This is a genomic window from Pseudomonas entomophila L48 (assembly GCF_000026105.1).
GTDB lineage: Bacteria > Pseudomonadota > Gammaproteobacteria > Pseudomonadales > Pseudomonadaceae > Aquipseudomonas > Aquipseudomonas entomophila.
The window spans coordinates 3,713,365-3,737,042 of record NC_008027.1 but is presented as its reverse complement, the minus strand read 5'-3'; the positions used below and the strand labels follow the sequence as shown (position 1 = coordinate 3,737,042).

General features: G+C 65.2%; 19 protein-coding genes, 1 tRNA gene and 1 riboswitch. Of the genes, 9 read left to right on the top strand and 11 right to left on the bottom strand.

Annotation, left to right across the window (positions count from 1 at the left end; translation table 11 throughout):
• Positions 1 to 30 precede the first annotated feature (30 nt).
• The 8 genes from PSEEN_RS15995 to PSEEN_RS15960 form a co-directional block, all read right to left on the bottom strand.
• Entirely contained in the window at positions 31 to 660 is a 630-nt protein-coding gene (locus tag PSEEN_RS15995; RefSeq protein ID WP_011534592.1) for an alginate O-acetyltransferase AlgF, read from the bottom strand.
• Positions 661 to 678: 18 nt separating this feature from the next.
• Positions 679 to 1,761 (bottom strand): alginate O-acetyltransferase, encoded by a 1,083-nt coding sequence (locus PSEEN_RS15990; protein ID WP_231845276.1) that lies wholly within the window; start codon positions 1,759 to 1,761, stop codon positions 679 to 681.
• A gap of 70 nt (positions 1,762 to 1,831) precedes the next feature.
• Complete coding sequence (locus PSEEN_RS15985) at positions 1,832 to 3,259, bottom strand: MBOAT family O-acyltransferase (protein ID WP_011534590.1); 1,428 nt, start codon at positions 3,257 to 3,259, stop codon at positions 1,832 to 1,834.
• A 12-nt stretch (positions 3,260 to 3,271) separates the two neighbouring features.
• Complete coding sequence (locus PSEEN_RS15980; protein ID WP_011534589.1) at positions 3,272 to 4,714, bottom strand: alginate export family protein; 1,443 nt, start codon at positions 4,712 to 4,714, stop codon at positions 3,272 to 3,274.
• Complete coding sequence (locus PSEEN_RS15975) at positions 4,711 to 6,159, bottom strand: tetratricopeptide repeat protein (protein ID WP_011534588.1); 1,449 nt, start codon at positions 6,157 to 6,159, stop codon at positions 4,711 to 4,713. Before PSEEN_RS15975 ends, PSEEN_RS15980 begins: the two co-directional genes overlap by 4 nt.
• A 9-nt stretch (positions 6,160 to 6,168) precedes the next feature.
• Positions 6,169 to 7,314, bottom strand: a complete 1,146-nt coding sequence (locus PSEEN_RS15970) for a PilZ domain-containing protein (protein WP_011534587.1) — start codon at positions 7,312 to 7,314, stop codon at positions 6,169 to 6,171.
• Positions 7,315 to 7,330: 16 nt separating this feature from the next.
• A complete protein-coding gene (locus PSEEN_RS15965; RefSeq protein WP_011534586.1) occupies positions 7,331 to 8,863 on the bottom strand; it encodes a glycosyltransferase in 1,533 nt (510 codons plus the stop codon).
• A gap of 29 nt (positions 8,864 to 8,892) precedes the next feature.
• On the bottom strand, positions 8,893 to 10,200 hold the full coding sequence (locus PSEEN_RS15960; RefSeq protein ID WP_011534585.1) for a nucleotide sugar dehydrogenase: 1,308 nt from the start codon (positions 10,198 to 10,200) through the stop codon (positions 8,893 to 8,895).
• Positions 10,201 to 10,816: 616 nt separating this feature from the next.
• On the opposite strand from PSEEN_RS15960, the gene PSEEN_RS15955 reads away from it, so the two are divergent.
• The 6 genes from PSEEN_RS15955 (at position 10,817) to PSEEN_RS15930 (ending at position 15,458) form a co-directional block, all read left to right on the top strand.
• Positions 10,817 to 11,206, top strand: coding sequence for a helix-turn-helix domain-containing protein (locus PSEEN_RS15955; RefSeq protein WP_011534584.1), 390 nt, complete (start codon positions 10,817 to 10,819; stop codon positions 11,204 to 11,206).
• Positions 11,207 to 11,269: 63 nt separating this feature from the next.
• A complete protein-coding gene (gene gacA / locus PSEEN_RS15950) occupies positions 11,270 to 11,908 on the top strand; it encodes a response regulator transcription factor GacA (protein ID WP_011534583.1) in 639 nt (212 codons plus the stop codon).
• Between the two features lie 9 nt (positions 11,909 to 11,917).
• Positions 11,918 to 13,741: an excinuclease ABC subunit UvrC gene (gene uvrC / locus PSEEN_RS15945; RefSeq protein ID WP_011534582.1), complete on the top strand. Its 1,824-nt coding sequence runs from the start codon at positions 11,918 to 11,920 to the stop codon at positions 13,739 to 13,741.
• A 33-nt stretch (positions 13,742 to 13,774) separates the two neighbouring features.
• Positions 13,775 to 14,335 carry a CDP-diacylglycerol--glycerol-3-phosphate 3-phosphatidyltransferase gene (pgsA, locus tag PSEEN_RS15940; protein WP_011534581.1) on the top strand — a complete coding sequence of 187 codons (561 nt, stop codon included), beginning with the start codon at positions 13,775 to 13,777 and terminating at the stop codon, positions 14,333 to 14,335.
• A gap of 64 nt (positions 14,336 to 14,399) precedes the next feature.
• Positions 14,400 to 14,475 (top strand) — tRNA-Gly (locus tag PSEEN_RS15935).
• Positions 14,476 to 14,693: 218 nt separating this feature from the next.
• Positions 14,694 to 15,458 carry an SDR family oxidoreductase gene (locus PSEEN_RS15930; protein ID WP_011534580.1) on the top strand — a complete coding sequence of 255 codons (765 nt, stop codon included), beginning with the start codon at positions 14,694 to 14,696 and terminating at the stop codon, positions 15,456 to 15,458.
• A 111-nt stretch (positions 15,459 to 15,569) separates the two neighbouring features.
• Here the strand turns inward: PSEEN_RS15930 and nhaA are convergent, their stop codons facing one another.
• Positions 15,570 to 16,772 (bottom strand): Na+/H+ antiporter NhaA, encoded by a 1,203-nt coding sequence (nhaA, locus tag PSEEN_RS15925; protein WP_011534579.1) that lies wholly within the window; start codon positions 16,770 to 16,772, stop codon positions 15,570 to 15,572.
• Positions 16,773 to 17,145: 373 nt separating this feature from the next.
• Positions 17,146 to 17,207, top strand: a riboswitch (Fluoride riboswitch).
• A gap of 72 nt (positions 17,208 to 17,279) precedes the next feature.
• Here nhaA and crcB point away from each other — a divergent pair.
• The 3 genes from crcB to PSEEN_RS15910 all read left to right on the top strand — a co-directional run bounded on the left by crcB (position 17,280) and on the right by PSEEN_RS15910 (position 20,734).
• Positions 17,280 to 17,657, top strand: a complete 378-nt coding sequence (gene crcB / locus PSEEN_RS15920) for a fluoride efflux transporter CrcB (RefSeq protein ID WP_011534578.1) — start codon at positions 17,280 to 17,282, stop codon at positions 17,655 to 17,657.
• A 103-nt stretch (positions 17,658 to 17,760) separates the two neighbouring features.
• Positions 17,761 to 19,638 (top strand): tetratricopeptide repeat protein, encoded by a 1,878-nt coding sequence (locus PSEEN_RS25815; RefSeq protein ID WP_011534577.1) that lies wholly within the window; start codon positions 17,761 to 17,763, stop codon positions 19,636 to 19,638.
• Between the two features lie 106 nt (positions 19,639 to 19,744).
• Positions 19,745 to 20,734, top strand: a complete 990-nt coding sequence (locus tag PSEEN_RS15910) for a helix-turn-helix transcriptional regulator (RefSeq protein ID WP_011534576.1) — start codon at positions 19,745 to 19,747, stop codon at positions 20,732 to 20,734.
• On the opposite strand, the gene PSEEN_RS15905 is transcribed toward PSEEN_RS15910, so the two are convergent.
• Both PSEEN_RS15905 and PSEEN_RS15900 read right to left on the bottom strand, forming a co-directional pair.
• Entirely contained in the window at positions 20,722 to 22,644 is a 1,923-nt protein-coding gene (locus tag PSEEN_RS15905; RefSeq protein ID WP_011534575.1) for a tyrosine-protein phosphatase, read from the bottom strand. The two genes, PSEEN_RS15910 and PSEEN_RS15905, sit on opposite strands and share 13 nt — an antisense overlap.
• A gap of 235 nt (positions 22,645 to 22,879) precedes the next feature.
• Positions 22,880 to 23,671, bottom strand: a complete 792-nt coding sequence (locus tag PSEEN_RS15900; protein WP_011534574.1) for an ABC transporter ATP-binding protein — start codon at positions 23,669 to 23,671, stop codon at positions 22,880 to 22,882.
• Positions 23,672 to 23,678: the final 7 nt, after the last annotated feature.

The following is a 23,678-nucleotide window of genomic DNA, read 5'->3' as shown; positions in this document are numbered from 1 at the left end:
GGGCCAGTCATCCTTGCGTTCGGCGTTGCGTCACTCGGTCGGGTCGATACTGTTTGCCAGGCTCAAGCTGCGGTTGCCAGGCAGCAGCACATAGCTGTAAGAGCGGCCTTTCTTCAGGAACAGCTCGTCGAAGCTGGCCACCTCCTGGTCATTCACATAGGCGGCGAAGTCGATCTTGATCTCGTTGACCATGCGAGCGCCGGTCTGGCCGTTGGCCAGGGCCTTGACCACCTCATGCTTGCCATCGGCGGTGCGCAGCGTGGCCTGGGCCGGGGTCAGGTTGTAGAAGGCCACCTGGGCCTTTTTCGGTTCGTTGACGTACTGGTCGGCGATCAGGTTCAACTGCTTGCCGTCGTACACCACGGTGCTGGCGGCGTTGGCCGCCAGGGTCGGCTCGATGGCGTTGGCGCCGACGCCGATCTTGTGCGCGCCCGCCGGCACGAAGCGGTAACCCCCGAGCTGCCCTGGGGCGACCTTCTGTGGGTTGACCTTGCCGCTGAGGGTCACCTCGATGTTGGCGTCGGACAGGTTGAGCACGCGCACGAACGCCGAGTCGGCCGGTGCCACGGCGTCATACAGATCGGCGTTGCCTTCGGCGGCCAGGGTGGTGTGGCTGGCAGCAATCAGGGCGACGGCGGTGAACAGGGGTGAAGGCTTCATCAAGTGCTCCTTTGAACGTCAGAAATGCCCGGGTTGGGCGGTATGACGGGTTGTGTCGGGGCGGTGCGCGAGCAGGGTGCGCAGGGGAAACTCCCAGATCACCGTGTCGATCCGTGGGTCTTGCAACTGGTCGCTGGCCAGGAACTGGTTCATCGCCTCGAACGGCCCGCGGGCCTCCACGGCGACGGACAGCAGGTCGCGGTTGAGTGCTTCCTTGAGGAAGCCGACGAAGTTCCAGTCGTCGATCTTGCTGTAGCTGGTGCCCACCAACAGCAGGCTCTGGGTCTGCTCGGCGAACAGTTCGTCACTGGTCTGCTCGGCCTTGAGGGTCTCGTACAGCTCGATCAGGCTGGGGCCGAACTGCGGCGCCAGGCGCGCATGGTCGAACTGCAGGTAGTTCATCAGGTCGCCCTTGACCTGTTTCTCGCCGGTCTTGTGCGACACATACACCTGGTCACCCAGCAATTGCGGGCGCTGGCGGGCCAGCTCGTAGGCGGACAGGCGCGCGCCGTCCGGGCTCCAGTGGGTGTCGGACTTGAGGAACAGCGCTGGCCCGGACAGGTTGCGCAGGTAGGCCTCGCGCAGCGCCACCACATCCAGCTGCCGGGCCTGCAGGTCAGTGACGAAGCGTGCGTAGAGGCTGGATACCCTCGGGTCGAAGGCGCGCTGGGCGTGCTGGGCATAGATGTCCAGCTTCATTGGCAGCGGCAGCAGCACCAGGTGCTTGCCATGGCTGGCCAAGCGCTGGGCGACCTGGGTGATCTGTTGCAGTTGGCTGGCCAGGTTGGCGTCCAGGTCGTTGGGCACGCGGTATTCCTGGCCGGTGTAGAGCCAGCCGTGCTTGCCCAGCACCACGCCCTGGGTGCCCTCGCCGAACAGTTGGAACTGGGCGTCTGCCCATAGCCCGATCGACGGATCGCGCAGGAAGAAGCGCTTGTCGTAGGCCTGTTCGAACGTGCGCAACAGCTTGCCGTCGACGAATAGGTTCCAGGCGTCGGTCTGGTTGCGGGCGAAGCTCACCACAGGGGGCAGCGAATAGACGAACATCGCCGCCAGCACCAGGGCGAAGAGCACACCGTTGGCCTTGCTGGCCGATTTCATCACTGGGTACATGTGATTCCCACAGAACATAAAGTTGATTCGTTGATCGACGCACCCCAGCAGGGATCTCCTAGAACTGGAAATACAGGAACGGCGAGAACGAACTGGCCGCCAGGCTGCTCAGCGCCAGCAGGAAGCCGCCCCACAGCAACAGGCTGTGCAGCACACCCACATGGCGCATGAAGTAGCCGTCCTGGTTGCCGGCGTAGAACCGCACGTTGTTGATCCCCGCCAGCACCAGCCACGCCAGCGCCACCACGGCGAAACTCATGGCCATCTTCGAGGCCCCCAGTACGTAGAGCTCCAGCGAACCTAGGCCGTTGAAGCCCAGCAGCGCCTGGTAGATGGCGAGGCTGTGGCGCAGGTCCATGGTGAAGAACAGCGGCATGCTGAAGGTGATCAGCAGCGCCGTGCGCAGGTTGCGCCCCAGGCGGTAGGGCGTGTTGAGCTTGGTGGCCAGGCCGAACGTGCGCTCCAGCACCATCCCCACCCCGAAGAACAGCCCCCAGCAGATGAAGGCGAAGCTCGCGCCGTGCCACAGCCCGGATAGCAACATGGTCCAGACCAGCGCCGGCAGGGCGCCGGCCACGCGCTTGCGCACCAGTGGCAAGTACACGTAGTCGCGCAGGAAATGTGCCAGGGTCATGTGCCAGCGCGACCAGAACTCGGTGATGCTCTGCGAGACATAGGGCTGGTTGAAGTTTTCCGGGAAGCGAAAGCCCATCATCAGCGCCAGGCCCAAGGCCATGTGGCTGTAGCCGGCGAAATCGAAGTACAACTGCAACGTCGACACCACCAGGCCGAACCAGGCATCGCTGAATTGCAGTGTGCCTTCGCCGACGAACAGCGCGTTGATCGGCGCCAGGCGGTCGGCGATCAGCACCTTCATGATGAAACCGAGCATGAAGCGGCACACGCCCAGGGAGAACAGCTCCATGGAGTGACTGCGCTGGCGCAGCTGCGGCGCCAATTGGCTGTAGCGCAGGATGGGCCCCGCCACCAGGTGCGGGAACAGCGCGACGAAGGCGGCGAAGTCGATGAAGCTGCGGGTCGGCGTGGCATCCTTGCGGTAGATGTCGACGATGTAGCTCAGGGCATGGAATACGTAGAACGATATGCCCAGCGGCAGGAAGATGTGCTCCAGGGTCCAGGTATTGATGCCCAGCGGCGCCAGCAGCAGGGCCAGCACCTCGGCGCCGAAATTGGCGTACTTGAAGTAGCCGAGCGTGGCCAGGTTGCCGGCCACGCCAAGCCACAGCAGGCGCAAGGCCCCGCGTTTGTCAGCGCTGTCCAGGCGCGCCTTGATGCCCAGGCCGAAGCCGTAGTTCCAGGCGGTGATGGCGACGAACAGCAGCAGGAAGTCCGGGCGCCACCAGGCGTAGAAAATGTAGCTGGCGGCCACGATCACCAGCGAGCGCCACCGCGGCCGGGCCAGGTAGTAGATGGCCAGGAACAGGGGCAGGTAGAGGAACAGGAACACGTTGGAAGCGAAGATCATGGCGGCCCGTCCTCAGTAGCTGATCACCAAGCCGACGCTCAGCTGGTAGTCGTCGCCGGTGTCCAGCGCGCTGCCTGCGTTGAGGTAGCTGGCGCTGACCAGGGTGTTGATATCCAGGTGCTTGCCGTCGAGGGCAACCGGGAACATTTTCCAGTAGTAGTTGAGGTCGATCATCTGCCCGACGTTGTCGCCCTTGCCGTGCAGGCCGGCGTCGAGTTCGCCCTGGCGCCGGGCGCGGGCATCGGCGGCCAGGCGGATCGGCAGGGCGCCGCCCGGGTCGCGCAGGTTGAGCTGGGTGACCCGCAGGTCCAGGGCGCTGCGCGGGGTGGGGCGGGTTTCCAGGGCGATGCCGTAGTAGCTCAGGTTGCGCAGGTCGAGGGCAACGAACGCGCTGGTCAGGCGCGTGCTGTAAGCGCCCTGGCGGGTGATGCGGTCGGACTGGATCGGGTTCAGGCGAAAACCGTCGTTGTCGTTGTCCGGCTTGTCGGTCAGGCCGCCGCGCAGGGCCACACGTGGGGTCCACGGCAGGGTGTCGAAGCGCTTGCCGACCTCGCCCAACGCCGCCCAGCCGCGGCTGCTGTGCCCGGTGGTGGTGATGCCGTTGCCAGCAGTGTTGTCCATCTTGCCATCCAGCGCCGCCAGTTCCAGGTGGTAGTCGCTGGCCAGCGGCAGGTGGTCGCCCTTGAAGAACAGCCCGTAGCGCCAGCCTTTGAAGTCGTAGCGGTCATCGATGTTGTGGCCGCTGCGGTCGTTTTCCTGCATCAGGCGCAGGCCGGCCTGGTTGTTCGGGCTCCAGCGATAGGCGTACTGGCCCATGAGGTAAAGCGTGCGTTCCTCGCTGGCGGCCAGCGAGTTGACGTCGGTGTTGTAGTTGCGAAATTTCTGCCCGACCGCGACGAAGGCGTCGGAGAAGGTGCCCTGGTAGTTGAAGCGCAGCGACTCCAGGCTGTCGTCCCACCAGATGCCGTAGTCGTCGGAGAAACGCTGGCGGCCGAACGACAGCGAAAAGCGCGGGTCGTCGCCAATCAGGTTGCGCTTTACATACAGCTCGCGTAGCTCGGCGTACCAGCCCTCGGGCTGCTCGCGCTCGTTGTTGTTGGTCGATTCGTTGGCCAGGTTGCTCGACTGGCTGGAATCGTAGTTCAGCCACAGGCGGCCGTAGACCATCCACCTGGCCCAACGTTTTTCCGGCGAGTACCAGGCGAACGATGGCTCGTAGCGCAGGCTGTAGAAGGTCTCGCGATCACGGCCGACTTGCGAGTCCTGCGGGCCGTAGCCCGTCTGCACGGTGAGCTTGTTGAAGTACTCCGAAGTGATCACGGGCACATCGGCGCTGGCCACGCGTACGGGGGCGCTGCTGTCGGCTTCGGGGCCGGTGACTTCCTCAAGCGCCAGGGCCGCTGGCAACGGTGCCAGGGCGAGGAGGGCGCCGAGCAGGGAGTGGTGCGCTTTCACAGAGGGGCTTCCTTCAACAGATCGTTGCGCGCGGCCAGGGCGCGCGCGATGTCATCCTTGGGCAGGGTCTTGTCCAGCCGTTTGAGCAGGCCGCGGGCGCGGCTCTCGCCCAGGTCCAGGGCGATGCGTGCGTAGGTGTAGGCCTTGACCGGGTCGTGGCAGATCGCCCGACCCCGCAGGTACACGGTGGCCATGCGGTACCAGGCCGCCGTCGAGCCTTGCTCGGCCTGCTGCTGCCAGATGGCCAGAGCGCGTTCCTGGTCGGGCTGGTCGAGGCCGCCCTTGCTGTACAGGTCGCCAAGCAATAGTTGGGCGTCGGGGTAGCGGGCGGCGATCAGTTCGTCGATCAACACCTGGGCTTTTTCCGGGTCGAGGGTCAGCCAGTTGTTGACCATGTAGAACGCCGCCTCCAGCGCCTTGGCCCGGGTCGGTTCCTTGGCCCGCACCTGAGCGATCAGCGCCTGGGTTTGCTCGGCGTTGTGCTCGGTGGGGTTGGAGATCATGAAGTTGGCCTTGGACACCAGCGCCGGCAGGTAGCCACGGGCGACCGCATGGTCCAGCCAGCGCTGGGCTTCGGCAATGCCGTCGGCGCGCAGCTTTTCATTGGCCTTGTCGCGGGCCAGTTGTTCAGGCGTTGGCTCGACCTTGGGGCCCATGGCGCTGCCCTGGCGTTGTTCGCGCTCGGCGTCCAGCTCGCCACGGAACACACCATGGATGTTGTCCAGCAGCGCGCCGATACGGTGCACGACCTCCACCGGCAAAGCGGCCATTTCGGGCGCCAGGCTGCGGGCGAAGACCAGAAAGGCGGTGTCCTGGCGCTCACCCAGGAAGCGGTAGTAGCGATCGACGCCGCGTGGGTCGATGCGCGCGGCCTTGCGGTACCAGCGTTCGGCCTCGGCGCGCTCGCCCTGGCGCTCGGCGACCACGGCGCGGTAGAGCTCAGGCCGGCAATTGAGCAGGCAGCTCTGCTCGTACAGCGCCAGCAGTTCGGCGGCGCGTTCTCCGGGGAACAGCTGCGGGTAGACCAGGAACACCTCCAGGCTGGTGCTGGTGCTGCGCGGGTCGAGATCGTTGGGGTAGCGGGTCAGGGCCTGGCGCACCCACGCCTCATGGCTGCGTTGCAGGCGCGGGGTTCGGTCGAGCAAGCGCGCCAGCGAGGCGAGCGCCGGGATCTGGCCATGGCCGTCGGCGAAGGCTTCCTGGTACAAGCGCACGATCTCTTGACGGTTGGCGCCGTCGCTGTTGGCCAGCACATCGCCGAGCAACTGCTTGGAGGCCAGGTCGCCACGGTCGGCGAGCTGACGCAGGTCGGTCACCACATCAGCCCCTGGGTCCTTGTACAGCGCGTAGCGGATCTGCTCCAGGCTTTGCCCGGCACAGGCACTGCCGGCCCAGACCAGGCCCAGGCCGGCCAGCAACAGGCGCGGCGGGTTCTTGGCGTTCATGGCCGGCCCTCAGTTGCCGCTGCCGAACGGCAGGCCCAGGTACAGGTCGACCGCCACCGCCTTCTGGTAGGCCGCCGCCGGTAGCGGGCTGTCCGGCTGGATGGTCAGGGCCAGGTTGCGGTTGACCTCGTCGGAGCGGGCATCCACCACGGTGCCGCTGAAGTGTTGGTCGAGGCCGAACACCTGCATATCTACCGAACGCACGCGGCTCACATCGGCGAGCTTGTCGAACGGCACGTTAGCGCGCACGAACAGGCCCTCGTGCTTGGGCAGCAGGTGCAGCATCGGCGCGGCCTTGTAGCCGAAGCCATCCAGCGGTTGCGACGGGTACCAGACCTGACAGTCGCACGGGCTGTTGATCACCGTCTCGACACTGGCGCGCCCCAGCAGCGCCTGCAGGTCACCGGGCGCGAGGTCGGCCAGGGCCTTCATGTCCGCCGGGCTGGTGAAGCTTGTGGCCAATTGGGTGGAGATGTTCGCCAGCGGCTGGCCGGCCTGCACCTCGGTGGCGTTGGCGGGTAGCAGGTACTTCACGTAGCCGTTGTCCGGCATGCTGATCACTTGGGCGTTGGCCGCCACCGTGGCCTGCACGGCCGGGATACGGAAGAACAGCAGGTAGCCCTTGTAGGCGACGAAACCCAGCGCCGCCAGACCCGCGGCGGTGTACAGCGCGGTACCGGCAATGGCCTTCAGGCGCTCGCCCGGGGTGCGCGCGCTGGCCTGCTGGTGCTTGCGCGCCTTGATGTAGTTCTCGCGCTGCATCACGTTGAACAGGCCATTGATGTCGGCGACCTCGCCCGACAGGTAGGCGCTGATCAGGTAGCGCAGGATGTCGCGCTTCTGCGCGTCGAGGTCGACGAACTGGGCGCCGACCTCCTGGCCGCGCTGGGAGACGATGCGCACCTTGGCATCGATGGCCAGGTCGACCTGGTTCAGGCGCAACTGGATCGATGCGTCGTACAGCGCACCCACGGTCAGCGGCGCCGCGTGCAGCAGGCCGAGACCGCCCAGGGAGATATCCTGCAGGTCCGCCGCGAAGGGCTCGCGGCCCTTGGTGGACAGGCGCACACGGGCGTTCATCCGGGTGCGCACGTACTGTCGCTCGTCGATGGCCTCGTGGACGATGTTGGCCGTTGGGGTATTCGAAGTACTCATGTGCAGGCGCCTTTCCTTAACGGTGCGAGAGTTCCAGGAGAACGGTGATGACCCCGAAGAAGATGGCGATGGATGCGCACAGCATCGCCTTCGAGGACCAGCGGTTGAGGCTGGCGTCGAAGTCGACGCTGCCGGTGGCCAGGGTGGTCTTCTGCCGCGTCCAGCGTTGCTGGTCCATGTGGAACATCGCGTAGACCTTCATCAGCGAACCGACGATCTGGTTGTAATAGAGAACGAACGGGTACATCGGGCTGACCGGGTGCCCGGCGAACACGAACAGCACCGTCACCAGGCTGCGCGAGACCAGCACCCAGAACAGGTACACCAGCAGGTACTGGATGCCGAACACCAGGCCGGCCACCAGCGAGGCGGTCAGGCCCATCAGGCAGGTCCACATCGACACGCGCTGGTCGAGCAGTACGTAGAGCGTGAACAACCCCAGGCGCGCGCGGCCGAGCAGGGCGGTGGCGCGGAAGTTCTGCCGCAGCGAGTTGCCGTACCAGCGGAACATCAATTGCCGGGTGGCGACCCAGAAGCTGTCGCTGGGCGGGTGCTCGACGGTCAGGGTGTGGCTGTCGGGCACGTAGAAGGTGTCCCAGCCGGCACGCATCAGGCTCAGCCAGCTGGACTTGTCGTCGCCGGTGAGGAACTGGAAACGGCCCAAACGCCAGTGCTCGAGAAAGTCCGCCTCGACATCGCGGATGAAGGCCGGCTCGGTCATCACACAGGCGCGGAAGAACGACAGCCGTCCGGTGAGGGTCAGCACCCGGTGCGACAGGGCCATCGAGCACATGTTGATATGCCGTTGGACGAAGCGCATCGAATGCCACTGGCGCATCCAGCGGCTGCCCTCGACCTCGCAGAACTCGTTGGTGGTCAGGCCACCCACATCGGGCAGCAGGGCGAACAGTTTCACGGCCCGTTCGACGCAACCCGGCAGCATCATGGTATCGCCGTCGACCACGCCCACCACCGCATCCTCCATCGGCATCTGCCGCGACAGGGCACGGAAGGCATGGGCCAGGCCGTCACGCTTGCCGGTGCCACGGGCGCGGACGATCACCAGGTCGATGTCGTCGCGACCCTGCACTTCACTGCGCAGGATGTCCTTGATGAACTTCTCGTCGCCCTTTTCGACGATCGAGGCAATCACCGTGCACGGTACGTTCAACCGCTGCACTTCCTGGAACACCGACTGGTAGACCTTGAAGGTGGTATGGGTGGGGATGCGAAAACTGGTCACCACCATGAACAGGTGCGACGGCAACGCCGCGTCGCCCAGGCGTTCGACCTGGCGGCGCAGGCGCGGGAAGCGCCAGTGCAGGAAGTACATGCCGCGCAGGTAGTGGACGATGGCGTTGCCATAGCGCCACATGCCCAGGGTGCCGATGATGAAGATGAACAGGTGGTGGCTGGGGTCCAGGTACTGCGGCGCGACCATCTGCGCGGCCAGCGCGATCAGCCCTGCAAGCTGCGCCCAGGCACAGAAGCGGGCAGCCGCGCGCAGGTACCCCGGGGCCTCGGCGGGCCGCTGATGCTGTCGTTCCATGTGCTTGTCGCTCCTGAGTGCGGCGGGGTTTACCAGCAGATGCCCTGGTGTCGGGCGTTGCTCGGCCCGGTCATGAAGCCGACCAGGTCGATCACCTGCTTGCCGCTCTCGATCGCGAGCGCCTGGGCGAAGCGTTCGTCGTTGTTGCCCAGCACGATCACCTCGGCCTCGTCGATCACCTGCGCCAGGTCGCTGCGCAGCAGGGCGCTGACATGGGGGATCTGTTGCTCGATGTACTGGCGGTTGGCACCGACGCGGCGGGCGTGCTCGACGTTGGCGTCGAAGATGCGCAGGTCATGGCCAGTGCCGATCAATTGTTCGGCCAGGGTCAGCAGCGGGCTTTCGCGCAGGTCGTCGCTGCCGGCCTTGAACGCCAAACCGAGCAGGGCGATCTTGCGCTTGCCGTATTGCGTCACCAGGTCGAAGGCCTGCTGTACCTGGTGGCGGTTGCTGGCCATGATCGAGGCCAGCAGCGGATGCTCGACGTCCAGCTGGCCTGCGCGGTAGGTGAGGGCGCGCACGTCCTTGGGCAGGCACGAGCCGCCGAAGGCGAAGCCGGGGCGCAGGTAGTAACGCGACAGGTTGAGCTTGAAGTCCTGGCAGACCACGTCCATCACTTCGCGGCCATCCACGCCCGAGGCCTTGGCGATGTTGCCGATCTCGTTGGCGAAGCTCACCTTGGTGGCGTGCCACACGTTGCAGGTGTACTTGATCAGCTCGGCGACTTCGACCGACTTGCGGATCACTGGGGCGTCGAGGCCCTGGTACAGCGAGGCGAGCAGGTCGCCGGACTGCGTGTCGAGCTCGCCGATCACGGTCATGGCCGGGAAGTCATAGTCCTGGATCGCCGTGCTTTCGCGCAGGAACTCCGGGTTGACCGCTACGCCGAAGTCGACGCCGGCCCGTTTGCCCGAAGCCTGTTCCAGCAAGGGAATGACCACATTCTTCACCGTGCCCGGCAGCACCGTGCTGCGCACCACCACGGTGTGGCGGCTGGCCTTGTCGCGCAGCGCCGCGCCGATCTCCCGGCATACGGTCTCCATGTACACCAGATCGAGGTCGCCATTCTTCTTGCTGGGGGTGCCCACGCACAGCAGCGACAGGTCGGTGGCCAGTATCGCCGCCTGCACATCGGTGGTGCCACGCAGGCGCCCTTGGCGCACGCCATCGAGCAGCAACTGCTCGAGGCCCGGCTCGACGATTGGCGAGCGGCCCTGGTTGATCAGGTCGATCTTGTCCTGGGTGACATCCACCCCCAGTACCTGATGCCCACGGGCCGACAGGCACCCGGCGCACACCGCCCCCACATAACCGAGTCCGAAGATGCTGATGTTCATAGATCCCTCTCCCTCAGGCGCGGCACAACCCGGCCGAGATAGTCCATTCATTGAAGTTTTCGATGTGGCAAACGTGCACGATCAAGCCACGCTTGAATAAGGCGGTGCAGGCTGTTTCTGGTTGTCTTTTTACATCCTAAGGAGGTTTTTCTTAGTTAGGCAAGTACTGGCATTCTGCAAGTTTGAAGTTTTTTAAAAGTTTCTATCGTTTTAATAAAAATCTAATAAAAACAGGTGGTTAAAGTTTATGAAAGTTGGGCGTCAAAAAAATGTTTGACCCATGATTGACGATAAAATGGCGTCAATCTCACCCCTGCTTCAGGTCTCTCAACGTGGTCTTTCATGTCTTGCAGTCCTCGTTTTTTGTTGTTGGATTCATTTTGCTAACGCGCCCCTGTAGGAGCCGGCTTGCCGGCGAACACCGGCAAGGCCGGTGCCAGGCAACTCAACCCGATGCGTCCGCCCATTGCCCCGGCTTTCCGGGGCGGGGCAGTGGCGTGGCGCAATGATGGCTTGCAAGGATTGGATCCAATTGGCATAGTGCCGAGCGAATGCAGACGCATTCACTCGGGTGCTGGATGCACCCGTCTACCATCCATGCAAAGGAGGCACGCAGATGAACGGATTTGGTCCCCGCCTACGAGAAGAGCGCGAACGCCTGGGCCTGACCCAGCGCGTATTCGGCGATATCGGGGGGGTAGAGCCCAACGCCCAGGGCAAGTACGAAAGCGGTGAACGCACCCCCCGCATGGACTACCTCGCCGCCGTGGCGGCCAAGGGCGTCGATGCGCTGTACGTGTTGAGCGGGGTCTGCACCCCCGCGCCCCTGGACAGCCTGACCGCCGACGAAGACCGTCTGCTCGGCGCCTTTCGGCGTTTGCCGTCGGCCGACCAGGCCGCGGTATGGCACCTGCTCAACCGCCTGGCAGGTGAAATGGACGGGCCGGATGCGCCGCGGGTACGGCGCCTCGACCGGCAGGCGTATTTCCATGACGCTTTGCGCTAGGTTCGCCGTGAAATTTTTTGTTAAGGTGGCGGGATCCAATCGCCCCACTAACGAGGTGTCTGCTTGATTAGGGTCCTGGTGGTCGACGATCACGATCTGGTGCGTACCGGCATCACGCGCATGCTGGCCGACATCGACGGCCTGCAAGTGGTGGGGGAGGCGGACTCCGGCGAGTCCGCCCTCAAACTCGCCCGTGAGCTCAAGCCCGACGTGGTCCTGATGGACGTGAAGATGCCAGGGATCGGCGGCCTGGAGGCAACGCGCAAACTGCTGCGCAGCCATCCGGACACGAAAGTGGTCGCGGTGACCGTGTGCGAGGAAGACCCGTTCCCCACCCGGTTGCTGCAGGCGGGCGCCGCCGGCTACCTCACCAAGGGGGCCGGGCTCGACGAGATGGTCCAGGCGATTCGCCTGGCCTTCGCCGGCCAGCGCTACATCTGCCCGCAGATCGCCCAGCAACTGGCGTTGAAGTCGTTCCAGCCCCAGGGCTCGCCGTTCGACGCCCTGTCGGAGCGGGAGATCCAGATCGCCCTGATGATCGTCGGCTGCCAGAAAGTGCAGATCATCTCCGACAAGTTGTGTCTGTCCCCCAAGACCGTCAATACTTACCGTTATCGGATCTTCGAAAAACTCTCGGTCACCAGCGACGTCGAATTGACCTTGCTGGCCGTCCGTCACGGTATGGTCGACGCAAGTCTTTAAGCACACCTCATGTCTCAACCTTTTGACGCAAGCGCGTTCCTGGCGACCTGCAGCGGTCGCCCGGGCGTGTACCGGATGTTCGACGCCGAAGCCCGGCTGCTGTACGTGGGCAAGGCCAAGAACCTCAAGAAACGCCTGGCCAGTTATTTCCGCAAGACCGGCCTGGCGCCGAAGACGGCTGCCCTGGTGGGGCGCATCGCCCAGGTCGAAACCACCATCACCGCCAACGAAACCGAAGCGCTGCTGCTCGAGCAGACGCTGATCAAGGAATGGCGGCCGCCCTACAATATCCTGCTGCGTGACGATAAGTCCTACCCGTACGTGTTCCTCTCCGACGGTGAATTCCCGCGCCTGGGCATCCACCGTGGCGCAAAGAAAGCCAAGGGCCGCTATTTCGGCCCATACCCCAGCGCCGGCGCGATCCGCGAGAGCCTGAGCCTGTTGCAGAAGGCGTTCTCGGTGCGTCAGTGCGAGGACAGCTACTACGCCAACCGTACCCGCCCGTGCCTGCAGTATCAGATCAAGCGCTGCAAAGGCCCGTGCGTGGGCCTGGTGACGCCCGAGGAGTACGCCGAGGACGTGCGCCACTCGGTGATGTTCCTCGAAGGCCGCAGCCAGCAGCTGGGCAACGAGCTCAACGCCGAGATGGAAAAGGCCGCCATGGCCCTGAACTTCGAGAAGGCCGCCGAGCTGCGCGACCAGATCGCCTTGCTGCGTCGGGTCCAGGACCAGCAGTACATGGAGGGTGGTTCGGGCGATGTCGACGTGGTGGCGGCCTTCGTCAACCCGGGTGGCGCTTGCGTGCACCTGATCAGCGTGCGTGGTGGCCGGGTGCTGGGCAGCAAGAACTTCTTCCCGCAGGTAGGTATCGAGGAAGAAGTGGCCGAAGTCATGGCCGCATTTCTTTCCCAGTACTACCTCGGCAATGCCGAGCGCGAACTGCCGGGCGAATTGATCGTCAATGTGGTGCACGAGGACTTCGACGCCATCACCGAGGCCGTGCAGACGCTGCGTGGCCGCGAGCTCAGCATCAGCCACCGGGTGCGCGGTACCCGGGCGCGCTGGCAGCAACTGGCGGTGACCAATGCCGAACAGGCCCTCAACGCCCGCCTGGCCAACCGCCAGCACATGGCCGCGCGCTTCGAGGCACTGGCCCAGGTGCTCGACCTGGACGAAGTGCCGCAGCGCCTGGAGTGCTACGACATCAGCCACTCCAGCGGCGAAGCCACCGTGGCCAGCTGCGTGGTGTTCGGCCCCGAGGGCCCGCTCAAGTCCGACTACCGCCGCTTCAACATCGAAGGCGTTACCGCCGGCGACGACTACGCGGCGATGCACCAGGCCCTGCAGCGCCGCTATGGGCGAATCAAGGACGGCGAGGGCAAGCTGCCCGACGTGCTGCTGGTGGACGGCGGCAAGGGCCAGCTGAACATGGCCCGCGACGTGATGCAGGAGCTGGGCTTCGGCGACCTGACGCTGCTGGGGGTGGCCAAGGGCGTGACCCGCAAGGCCGGTTTCGAGACCCTGTACCTCAATGACGTGGCCCACGAGTTCACCCTCAAGGGTGATTCGCCGGCCCTGCACCTGATCCAGCAGATCCGCGACGAGGCCCACCGTTTCGCCATCACCGGCCACCGCGCCCGCCGCGGCAAGGCCCGCCGCACCTCGAGCCTAGAGGATGTGGCCGGGGTCGGACCGAAGCGCCGCCGCGACCTGCTGAAACATTTCGGCGGCTTGCAAGAGCTCAACCGCGCCAGTATCGACGAGATCGCCAAGGCCCCGGGCATCAGTAAAAAGCTTGCCGAGTCGATTTATGCCAGCCTGCATAGCGAGTAGAATGCCGGGCTCAACTCGCAGCCAGTCGTACCGATGAATATTCCAAACCTGCTCACCGTTCTACGCGTCCTGCTCATCCCGATCTTCATCCTGCTGTTCTATGTGCCCTATCACTGGAGCTACATGGCCGCCAGCACGGTGTTCGCCATCGCCGCCGCCACCGACTGGCTCGACGGCTACCTGGCCCGTCGGTTGCAGCAAAGCACGCCATTCGGCGCCTTCCTCGACCCGGTGGCCGACAAGCTGATGGTGGCCGTGGCCCTGGTGCTGCTGGTGCAGGTGCACGCCAACTTCTGGCTCACCCTGCCGGCGGCGGTGATCATCGGCCGCGAGATCGTGGTCTCGGCGCTGCGCGAGTGGATGGCCGAGCTGGGGGCGAGGGCGCATGTGGCAGTGTCGAACCTGGGCAAGTGGAAGACCGCCGCGCAGATGCTGGCGCTGGTAATCCTGCTGGCCAACCCGCCGGTGCTGACCTTCTGGGTGGTGCTGGGCTATGGTTTGCTGCTGGTGGCCGCCGGCCTGACCCTGGTGTCGATGGTGCACTACCTGCTGGCCGCCTGGCCGCACCTGCGCGAAGGCTCGGAACAGAAATAAAAGTTTTTTTGAATCAAGGGGTTGACGCCGTTCTGCAATTCGATAGAATGGCCCCCATCACGACGCGGGAATAGCTCAGTTGGTAGAGCACGACCTTGCCAAGGTCGGGGTCGCGAGTTCGAGTCTCGTTTCCCGCTCCAAATTCGATCCGCAGTGCGTCGCTGGGATCACAAAGAAGAGGCCGAAAGGCCTCTTTTTTTGTGCCTGGATTTTTTGTGTCCTTTCCTTCATTTATCCTCGGCCGCACATCGACGGTGCAGGATGGATGCTGGGCGCAAGAAACGGAGTGAATCTGTCGGCACCGTACCCGAGAGTGGTTCGCACAACCGTGTAACCACCCTCAGGACGAGGCTCCATCATGCAACTGACAGACAAAGTGGCAATCATCACCGGTGCCAGTTCCGGCATTGGCCGTGCAGCGGCGAAACTGTTCGCCAGGCAGGGCGCGCGGCTTGTGGTCACGGCACGTCGCCAGAACGAACTCGAGCAATTACTGGATGAGCTGGACGCAGGCGGCCAGGGGGCGGTCGTTGCCGTGCCCGGTGACATCACCGACCCTGCACTGGCAACTGAGCTGGTCGGTAGGGCCATACGGCACTTCGGCGGCCTGGACATCGCCTTCAACAACGCCGGCACGCTGGGTGATCTGGCGCCTGTACCTGACCTGACGCTGGAGGCCTGGCAACACACCCTCGATACCAATCTCACCAGCGCCTTCCTCTGCGCCCAGGCACAGATCCCCGCGTTGCTGGCCCGTGGTGGCGGTTCGCTGATCTTCACCTCGACCTTCGTCGGCCATGGCGTGGGCATGCCGGGCATGGCCGCCTATGCGGCGAGCAAGGCGGGGCTTATAGGTTTGACCCAGGTGATCGCGGCGGAGCATGGTGCGCACGGCGTGCGTGCCAATGCGTTACTGCCGGGTGGCACCGATACGCCCATGGGCCGCAGCGTGATGAGCAGCCCCGAAGCACGGGTTCACGTCGAAGGGCTGCATGCGCTCAAGCGTCTGGCCCGGCCGGAGGAAATCGCCGAGGCGGCATTGTTCCTGGCTTCGGAGGCGTCAAGCTTCATGACCGGAGCGGCGATGGTGGTGGATGGCGGGGTGTCGATTGTTCGGGGCTGAAGTGTGTTCAATCGCGGGGAAAGCCCGCTTCCACGCCTTTTCCTGTAGGAGCGGCACAAGGCCGCTCCTACAAGGATCGCGCAGGCAGAGGTCGAGGTGGAGGGCTTTACATCAATCTGCCTGCTTGGGCGCAAAGCGCAGGATCACGCAGGCAATCACCGCCGACAACAGCGACCCCAGCAAGATGCCGATCTTGGCCGCATCGATCTTCTCGGGCTGGCCCGGGAAGGCCAGCTCGCCAATGAACAGACTCATGGTGAAGCCAATACCACACAGCATCGCCACGCCATAGATCTGCAACCAGCTGGCGCCACGTGGCTTGCTGGCCAGGCCGCTCTTCACCGCCAGCAGCACACCGGCGAACACCCCAAGCTGTTTGCCCAATAGCAGGCCGAGGGCGATGGCCAGCGGCAGCGGGGCGAAGATGTCGCTCCAGCCCAGGTCGCCGAATGAGACACCTGCGTTGGCGAAGCCGAAGGCCGGCACGATGAGGAAGCCCACCCAGGGAGCCAGGCCGTGCTCCAGCTTGAGCAACGGGCTGGCTTCGCGCTCGGCACCGCTACCGGCGCTGTAGGGAATCAGCAGCGCGCCGACCACGCCGGCGATGGTGGCGTGCACGCCCGACAGCAGGGTGACGTACCACAGCGCGGCGACACCGATCAGGTAGGGCCACAGGGCCACCACGCGCAGGCGGTTGAAGGCCAGCAGCACGGCAACGATGCCGGCGGCGCCGGCCAGCGCCAGCAGGTTGATCGACGAGGTGTAGAACACCGCGATGATCGCCACCGCGCCCATGTCGTCGATGATCGCCACCGAAACCAGCATCACTTTCAGCGACAGCGGCGCATGCTTGCCGAGCAGCGCCAGGGCGCCGACGGCAAAGGCGATGTCGGTGGCGGCGGGAATCGCCCAGCCACCGGCCAGCCCAAGCTCGCCGCGGGAGACGGCCAGGTAGATCAGCGCCGGCACAGCCATGCCCATCAGCGCCGGCAGGGCCGGCAGGCGGCGCTGCTCCCAACTGGCCAGGCGGCCGTCGACCAGCTCGCGCTTGATCTCCAGGCCCACCAGCAGGAAGAAGATCGCCATCAGGCCGTCGTTGATCCACATGTGCACGGTCATCGGGCCGAGCTTGTCGGTCAGCACCGGGCCGACCGGCAGGTGCAGCAGGTGCTGGTAGGCGCTGGCCCAGGGGCTGTTGGCGATGATGATGGCCAGGGCGGCGGTGAACATCAGCAGTACGCCGCCGGCCGCTTCGGTGGCCAGCAGCTGACGCAGCATCGAAGGCTGCTTGAGAGGGTGGAGGGGGGCATTCATGTAGCGGTCCTCGTTCATGACGTCGCCCACGCGCAGACGGTGACGCGGCGTGCGACAGGCACGGCGAAACCATGGCTCCATGCAGCATGGACCATTGCGCGAAAGGGCGAGCAGAAGGATGGGTAACGCGGCGCAACAACCCACGCCGTGCAGACACGGGCAGGGAAGGGCCATGGGGAATGGAGGCATGCGTGCAACATGGACGGATCTCACGGAAAACAAATGAATGTTCTCCGTATTCGGGAAGGGCTCCCGGGCGCACGCAGCACACGCCAGGCGGCCATTCTAACGATGCGAACGAAGGGATGTGCTGTAATTTTGCGTCCAAATGTTGCCAAGCGCGCTTGTCACCCTGGCAGGGGCCACGTAGCATCGTGGCCCAGGAGATGGCATTCCTCCTTGAACCGCCTCAGCGCTGATGATGCCTACGCAACCCCCATCGAAGGGCGCGTAGGCGTATGCCTGTCTCTCCATGGGGGTCTTTCGGACCTTTGATGGAGCTTGTCGATGTACCTTTCCCTTGTTTCCGTTGTCGTGGGTGGCAGTGCCGGGTGCGTGCTGCGCTGGGTGTTGGCGTTGCGCCCGAATTCGCTGTTCGCCGGCATGCCGTTCGGCACCTTGCTGGTCAACCTCATCGGTGGCTTCGTGATCGGTGGGGCGATGGCCTTCTTCCTGCGTTTCCCCAACCTCGACCCGGCCTGGCGCCTGCTGATCACCACCGGTTTTTGTGGCGGCCTGACCACCTTCTCGACGTTCTCGGCCGAAGTCGTGTCGATGCTCATGCACGGCCGCGCCAGCTGGGCAATGGCGACGGTGCTGGCCCATGTGCTCGGCTCGCTGCTGATGACGTTCGCCGGGTTCGCCCTGGTACGCTGGCTGGGCTGAATGGGTACGCCGCAAGGTGCCCGGACGGAGTATCATCGCGCCCCCAACCAGTCGCCCACGCACATAGCAGGGCGCCTGGTGTTTTCGATAAGGATATTGATCCATGCAGTTTCCTGGCATGCGCCGTGGCGGCGTGCACCTCCTATTAAGCGCGGCCGTCTGCGCGCTGCTTCCCGGGCTGGCCCAGGCTGCGGAGCCTCCGGCCGTTTGCCCGTCCGGTGACTTCGCGGTTTTCCTGCGTGCCTATGCCCATGACCCAGCCGTGCAGCGTGCGTTCGTCGCGCCCGAGATCGAGCTGTTGCGACTGGCACCGAGCTCGGCGGGCATCGTCCCTGTCACCGACAAGGCACGTGGCGTAGGTCTCGACTATCCGTTGTTTGGCAGCCAGGGTCTGGATTCCGATCAAGTGCAGGTCTGGATCGACGGGCAGAGTGCCCATGTGATCGACAAGCGCCAGGGGTTGAATGCGATCAAGGTCTATCGCTTCCACAAGCAGGGCTGCTGGACCCTGGACGCGGTCGAGGACTGGTCGGTCGCCCCGCAGGACCTCGACCTGAAGCAACGAATGGGCAATTCCCCTGAAGAGAAACGTTGTGCCGCCAGGGGCGAGGTGTTCACCCGGCTCGGGGCGTTGGAACAGTACTTGCCAACGCGGGAGCTGTTCGAGGCGGGCATCGAGAACTACGTATGCGCCGCGGCCTCCGGTGACCCGGTCGCCAGCAGCGAAGCGGCAAGCCTGAGCCTGTCGCAGATGGCACCCTACCTGGGGCATGCCCGGACTGAGGCGATGTTCATGGCGGCTGCCAAGGGAGATCCAGAGGAGTGGATCGGGCTGGCGTATTTCTACTGCGATGGCAGTAGCCTTATCGCCTCCGAACGGCCCTGCCAGGCACCGGACAAGGCTCGCGCCGCGTTGACCAAGGCCGCCCAGGTTGCCGGCAAGCCGGGCGCCGATGCATTGGCCGAGTGGTTGGCCAAGCATGGCAGCCAGCAAGACTCGACGACGCTGCCCATGCGCCTTACCGGCAAGCGCGATGACGAGCGGCTGGTCATCGCCGATGCGGGCAACCAGGTCAAAACCCTGACTGCCTACTACGCCAACAGCGACTATGTCGAAGAAGCGCTCGATGCTTTCAAGGCCTTGCCGGCCATTGCCAGCACGTCGAACCCAGGCCGTTTCGACGGCTTCGACGTGGCGGTGGCGCAGCCCAAGCGTGGTGCACTGACCGTTACCGGTATCGAGGGCAAGCCGCACGCCGTGCGCTTGAACATGACCCTGCGCGGCGACGTGATCGTGCTGAGCACGCGGGAGGCGGGCAACGACAGCTTCAACTACAACCTGATCTTCGGCTACACCCCCAAGCGTGAAGACATCCAGCTGTTCGGTGTGCTGCTCAACACCCACCGCTATCAGTGCGGGCAGGCCTTCACCAGCACCTACTTCGTCGAATCGGCCCTTGCATTGCACCAGCGGCTCAAGGACTTCGACGGTACCCGTGCCTTCCACGACCTCAAGGCGGCCTACCCACAACTGCAGGCGGCCAACGAGCCCTGGAAGGTGCTGCCGGTCGACCTCGAACAGTCCGCCGCCGCGGCCCTGGCCAGTTATCGCAAGGGCGACCTGGCGGGCCTTGAGCGCCAACTGGGCGCGCTGGGCATCGTCGGTGGCGAGGCCAATTGCGATCTGCAGCGTTACGTGGTCGAGCGCTTCTTCCACGCCGACCGGTTGGGCTGGTCCAACGACCTGGCCTTCCTGTTCGCCGAAGCCGGCCATTTCGAGCAGGCGCGGATCCTGCTCGAGCGAGTCATCGCGGCTGATCCGCAGCGTATCGTCGCCCACCTGAACCTGGCGGACAGCTACTGGGGGCTTGGCGATCAGGACAAGGCGCGGCAGAGCTACCGGCGCTACCGGGAACTGATGGTCGCGGATGGCAAGGCGGCGCGGATTCCACCACGGGTGGCCGAGCGTGCGGGGGCGTGACCGCGCCAGGCCCGTCACGCCGTTGTCATGAGTGACAGGTAGCGTACGGGCGCGTGTGCGCCGCCGCGCAACCTGTCGTTCAAGGAGACCGTCAGAGGTGCATCCCATGCCGTCCTGCAAGCAGATCATCCTGCGCTCCACTGATATGCGCAGCGAGGACTTCGCCGTGCAGTTCGGCCGGCTGTTCGGCAACCTTTACGCCGACCTGCCGCCGCTGCCCGGCGGCATCGTCATCGGTGGCGTGTACGGGCGCCTGGAGGACATGAGCGTGCGTCGCATGCACTACCGGGGTGACTTCACCATCGCCTTGCCCGCGCCCCAGGATGAAATCACCTTCGTGTTGCCCAGCGCCGGCAAGGTCATCTTCGCCCACCGTGGCGAATCGATTGGTGTCGCCCGGGTGGGTTTGGCGATCGACAAGGCCGAGCTACGCTCGATGCGTTTTGTCGAGGACCATGCCCAGTGCGGCATGTCGATCCGCCGTGGGTTGTTCACCGAGCGCCTGGCGCTGCTGCTTGGCCGGCCCGTGCAGGTACCGATTCGCTTCGAGCCGATGGTGGACCTGGAGGTAGCGGCGTTCCGGGGCATTCGCGCACTGCTCGAACTGGCGACCGGTGACAGCTTCGAGCCGTTGCTCGAAGCTGGCGCGCTGATGCCCGTGAGGTTGCAGGAGATGCTGGTGGATGCGCTGCTCGAAGCCTGGCCACACAACCACACCGACGCCCTGCGCCGGCCCACGCCGATGATTGCGCCACGGCATGTGCGGCTTGCCATGGATTACATGCGCGATCACCCCGGGCAGATGGTGAGCAGCGCGCAACTGACGGCGCTGGCCAATGTCAGCCTGCGTGCCTTGCAGGATGGCTTTCGTCGTTTCGCCGGGACTTCGATCGCCGGCTTCCAGCGCCAGGTGCGGCTGGAGCGGGCCTATCAGGACCTGGCGCAGGGCGACGTTGGCGGGGTCGCAGAGGTGGCCTTGCGCTATGGCTTCAGCAACGCCGGGCGCTTTGCCCAGTACTTCCAGCAGGCCTATGGCGTGCGCCCCACCGAAGTCAGGCGCGGCCTGCGTGGGCCCGCTGCCGGTCAGAAGGCGTAGCTGGCCTTCAGTCCGCCGCTGACCCCGTGGCTGTCGCCGCCACCATTGGCGGCCAGTTCCGCGCCCAGGCTCAGGCCGCCAATGGTGGCGGTCAGGCTGGCCGCGCCGAGAAACTGGTCGCGGTTGTCGAAGGCAGCCCGTTGCTCGATATCCAGCCCCAGCAGGTGCCCTTGGCTGTCGACCCGATGATCGCCCAGGGCCCGCTCGTAGCCTACTTCGACCCCCGGCACCAGTTGCCAGCCGCCGCCAAGCGCGACCGGCGCGAAGGCGGCCTTGAGGTTGGCCGTGGCGCTGCGGCGGGTGGCTTGCAGGTCATCGACCTCCAGGGCCAATTCGCTGCCTTTCTCGTGGAAGCCCGAAAGGTCTACATGGCTGACCCTCAGGCCCAGGCTCGGTTCGAGGACCATGGCTTGCAGCGGCAGGCGAAAGCCCAACGCCAGGCTGGCGCCGGCGAGGGTGCCGTGGCTGTCACCCTGGGCCGTGCCCAGGCCACCGCCCAGCTCGCGCTTGCTGCTGTAGTCGAGCCAGCCGGCGTTGGCGGTGGCCTCGACGAACACGCCGCGCTCCAACCCTTCGGGGGCCAGGCGCAGGCCCAGGCCAAGGAAGCCCAGGTCGGTGTCCGCCTCGCCCCCGGCACCGCCGACATTGCCCCGGCTGTAACCCACGCCGGCATGGGCGCTGAGCTGTTCGGAGAAACGCTGGGTCAGGCCGACCATCATCCCCTGGCTGTGCTCGTTGCTGCTGCGCGCCTGGGCCGAGCCGTCGGTGCCCAGGTAGCCGGCCAGGGCAGTGCTCCACAGGCGCGCCTGGCCGACCTTGAGGTCGGCGCCACTGGCATGGGGCGCCGCTGCCAGGTCGATCTGCGCGCCCTGGCGCAGCAGGAAACTCGCCGCATCGGCGTGCACCTGGCCGCCCACGGTCGCCTCGACGCCACCCAGGCTGCCGCTGTCGATGGCAGATTGCAGGTAATAGTTGTAGGCGCTGTAGTGGCCGGAGAGTTCGCTGTCCTGCAATTGCCCGAGCAGTTGCGCGCCGGCGGCGGCGTTGCCTTGCAGCCCCGCCTGGCCGGGCAGGCTGGCGTAGCGCACCAGCTTGCCGCGCAGCACGTAGATCGTCTCCTGGCTCAGGCCCAGGCCCTGCTTGAGGTAGTTGTCCATGCTGCCGTACTGGACGGTGACCTGGTCGAGGCCGGCCTGCAGGTAGCTGGCTTCCACCCCCAGCAATGGCTGGTAGATGGCCGCCATGGCGGGCGGCATCGCCTTGAGCGTGGCAGCCATCCGCGCGGCGGTGTAGTCGTTGGTGGCCAGGTAGTTGGCCATGATGGTCGCCTGGTCGACACCGGCGATGCTCTGCAGCACGGCGGCGGTCCAGCCGGTACGGTCCTTGCCGGCGGTGCAGTGGAACAGCGCGGCGCCATCGGCGTTGGCCAGCGCGTTGAACAGCACGCCGAACTGGCCGCGCATGCCGGCGTCGCTGACGAAGGCGCGGTTGGTTTCCTGCATCATCGCCCGGGCCTGGGCGGCGCTGGTGAACGCGATGTTGGTGATATTGGCGCCGGAGGTGGTGCTGCCGATGATGTCGATGTTGCGGTAGACGGCGCCGCTGGGGAGGGTGTCGGGGGTGGCGGTGATTTCGCTGGGGGTGCGCAGGTCGTACACGGCACTGATGTTCAGGCCGTTGAGGGTGGCCAGGTCCGGCGCGGTTGGCGTGAGGGCGTTGGCGCGGTAGAACACGCCGGCGCGCATGACCCCGTCATGGGCCGTGGTGTAGGCGTGCGTGGTGCCGGCAACATCACGGAAATTGTCCATGCCGCGCAGGCGCGGGGTATCGAGGGGGTAGCTTTCGGCGGCGTGAGCGGTGGCGATGGACAGGGTGAGCAGGGACAGGGAGCAGATAACGCGTTGGAACACGGCAGTGGCCTCGTTGGGGATGCATTGAGGAGGCTACTGTTGGGGCGATATATGAAACTGAATGTTACAGATGCCGCAATCGCGCAAAAGCCTGCGCAATTCGGCCGAAGGCTGCGCGGGATGTCCAATCGCGCCCGGCGATGCCGGGCATCGCCAGCAAGGCTGGCTCCTACGGGTGACCACCCCGTACTTTGTAGGAGCCAGCCTTGCTGGCGAACGAGCCACAACACTGCACTCAGGGCAGCTTGGCAACCAGTTGCGCCAGCAGCCGCTGCTTGTAGTGCTGCAACAGGCCGTCGTTGCGTTCGCGCGGGTGGGGCAGCTCCAGCTGCACCTGTTCACCGATCCGCCCCGGGTGGGCGTCCATCACGATCACCCGGTCACCCAGGTAAAGCGCCTCTTCGATATCGTGGGTGACCATGATCACCGTGCAGCGCTCCTGCACCCAGATCCGTTGCAGCTCCTGCTGCAGGCGCACGCGGGTCAGGGCGTCGAGGGCGCCGAACGGCTCGTCGAGCAGCAGTACCTTGGGCTTGTTCACCAGCGCCCGGGCGATGGCGCCGCGCTGGGCCATGCCGCCGGAAAGCTGGTGCGGGTAGGCCTGTTCATAGCCTTGCAGGCCGACCAGGGCGATATGCTCGTCGACCCGCCGTGCTTTCTCGGCGGTAGGCAGGTCGTGGTTCTTCAGCGCCAGGGCGATGTTCTGTCGCAGGGTCATCCAGGGGAACAAACGATGGTCCTGGAACACGATGCCGCGCTCGAGGCCTGGCCCGCTCACTGGCTGGCCGTCGAGCAGGATCTGCCCTTGATAGTCCGGGTCGAGGCCAACGATCAGGCGTAGCAGGGTGGACTTGCCACAGCCGCTGGCGCCGAGAATGCTGACGAACTCACCCGGGTGGATGTCCAGGTCGATGCCTTGCAGCACCGGCATGGCCTGGCCTTGAAGCGGGTAGGTCTTGCTCAGGTTGCGGATGCTCAGCGCGCCGGTGTGCACGTGGGCGGGGAAAGCGTGGGCGATCGCGTTCATGGTCGGG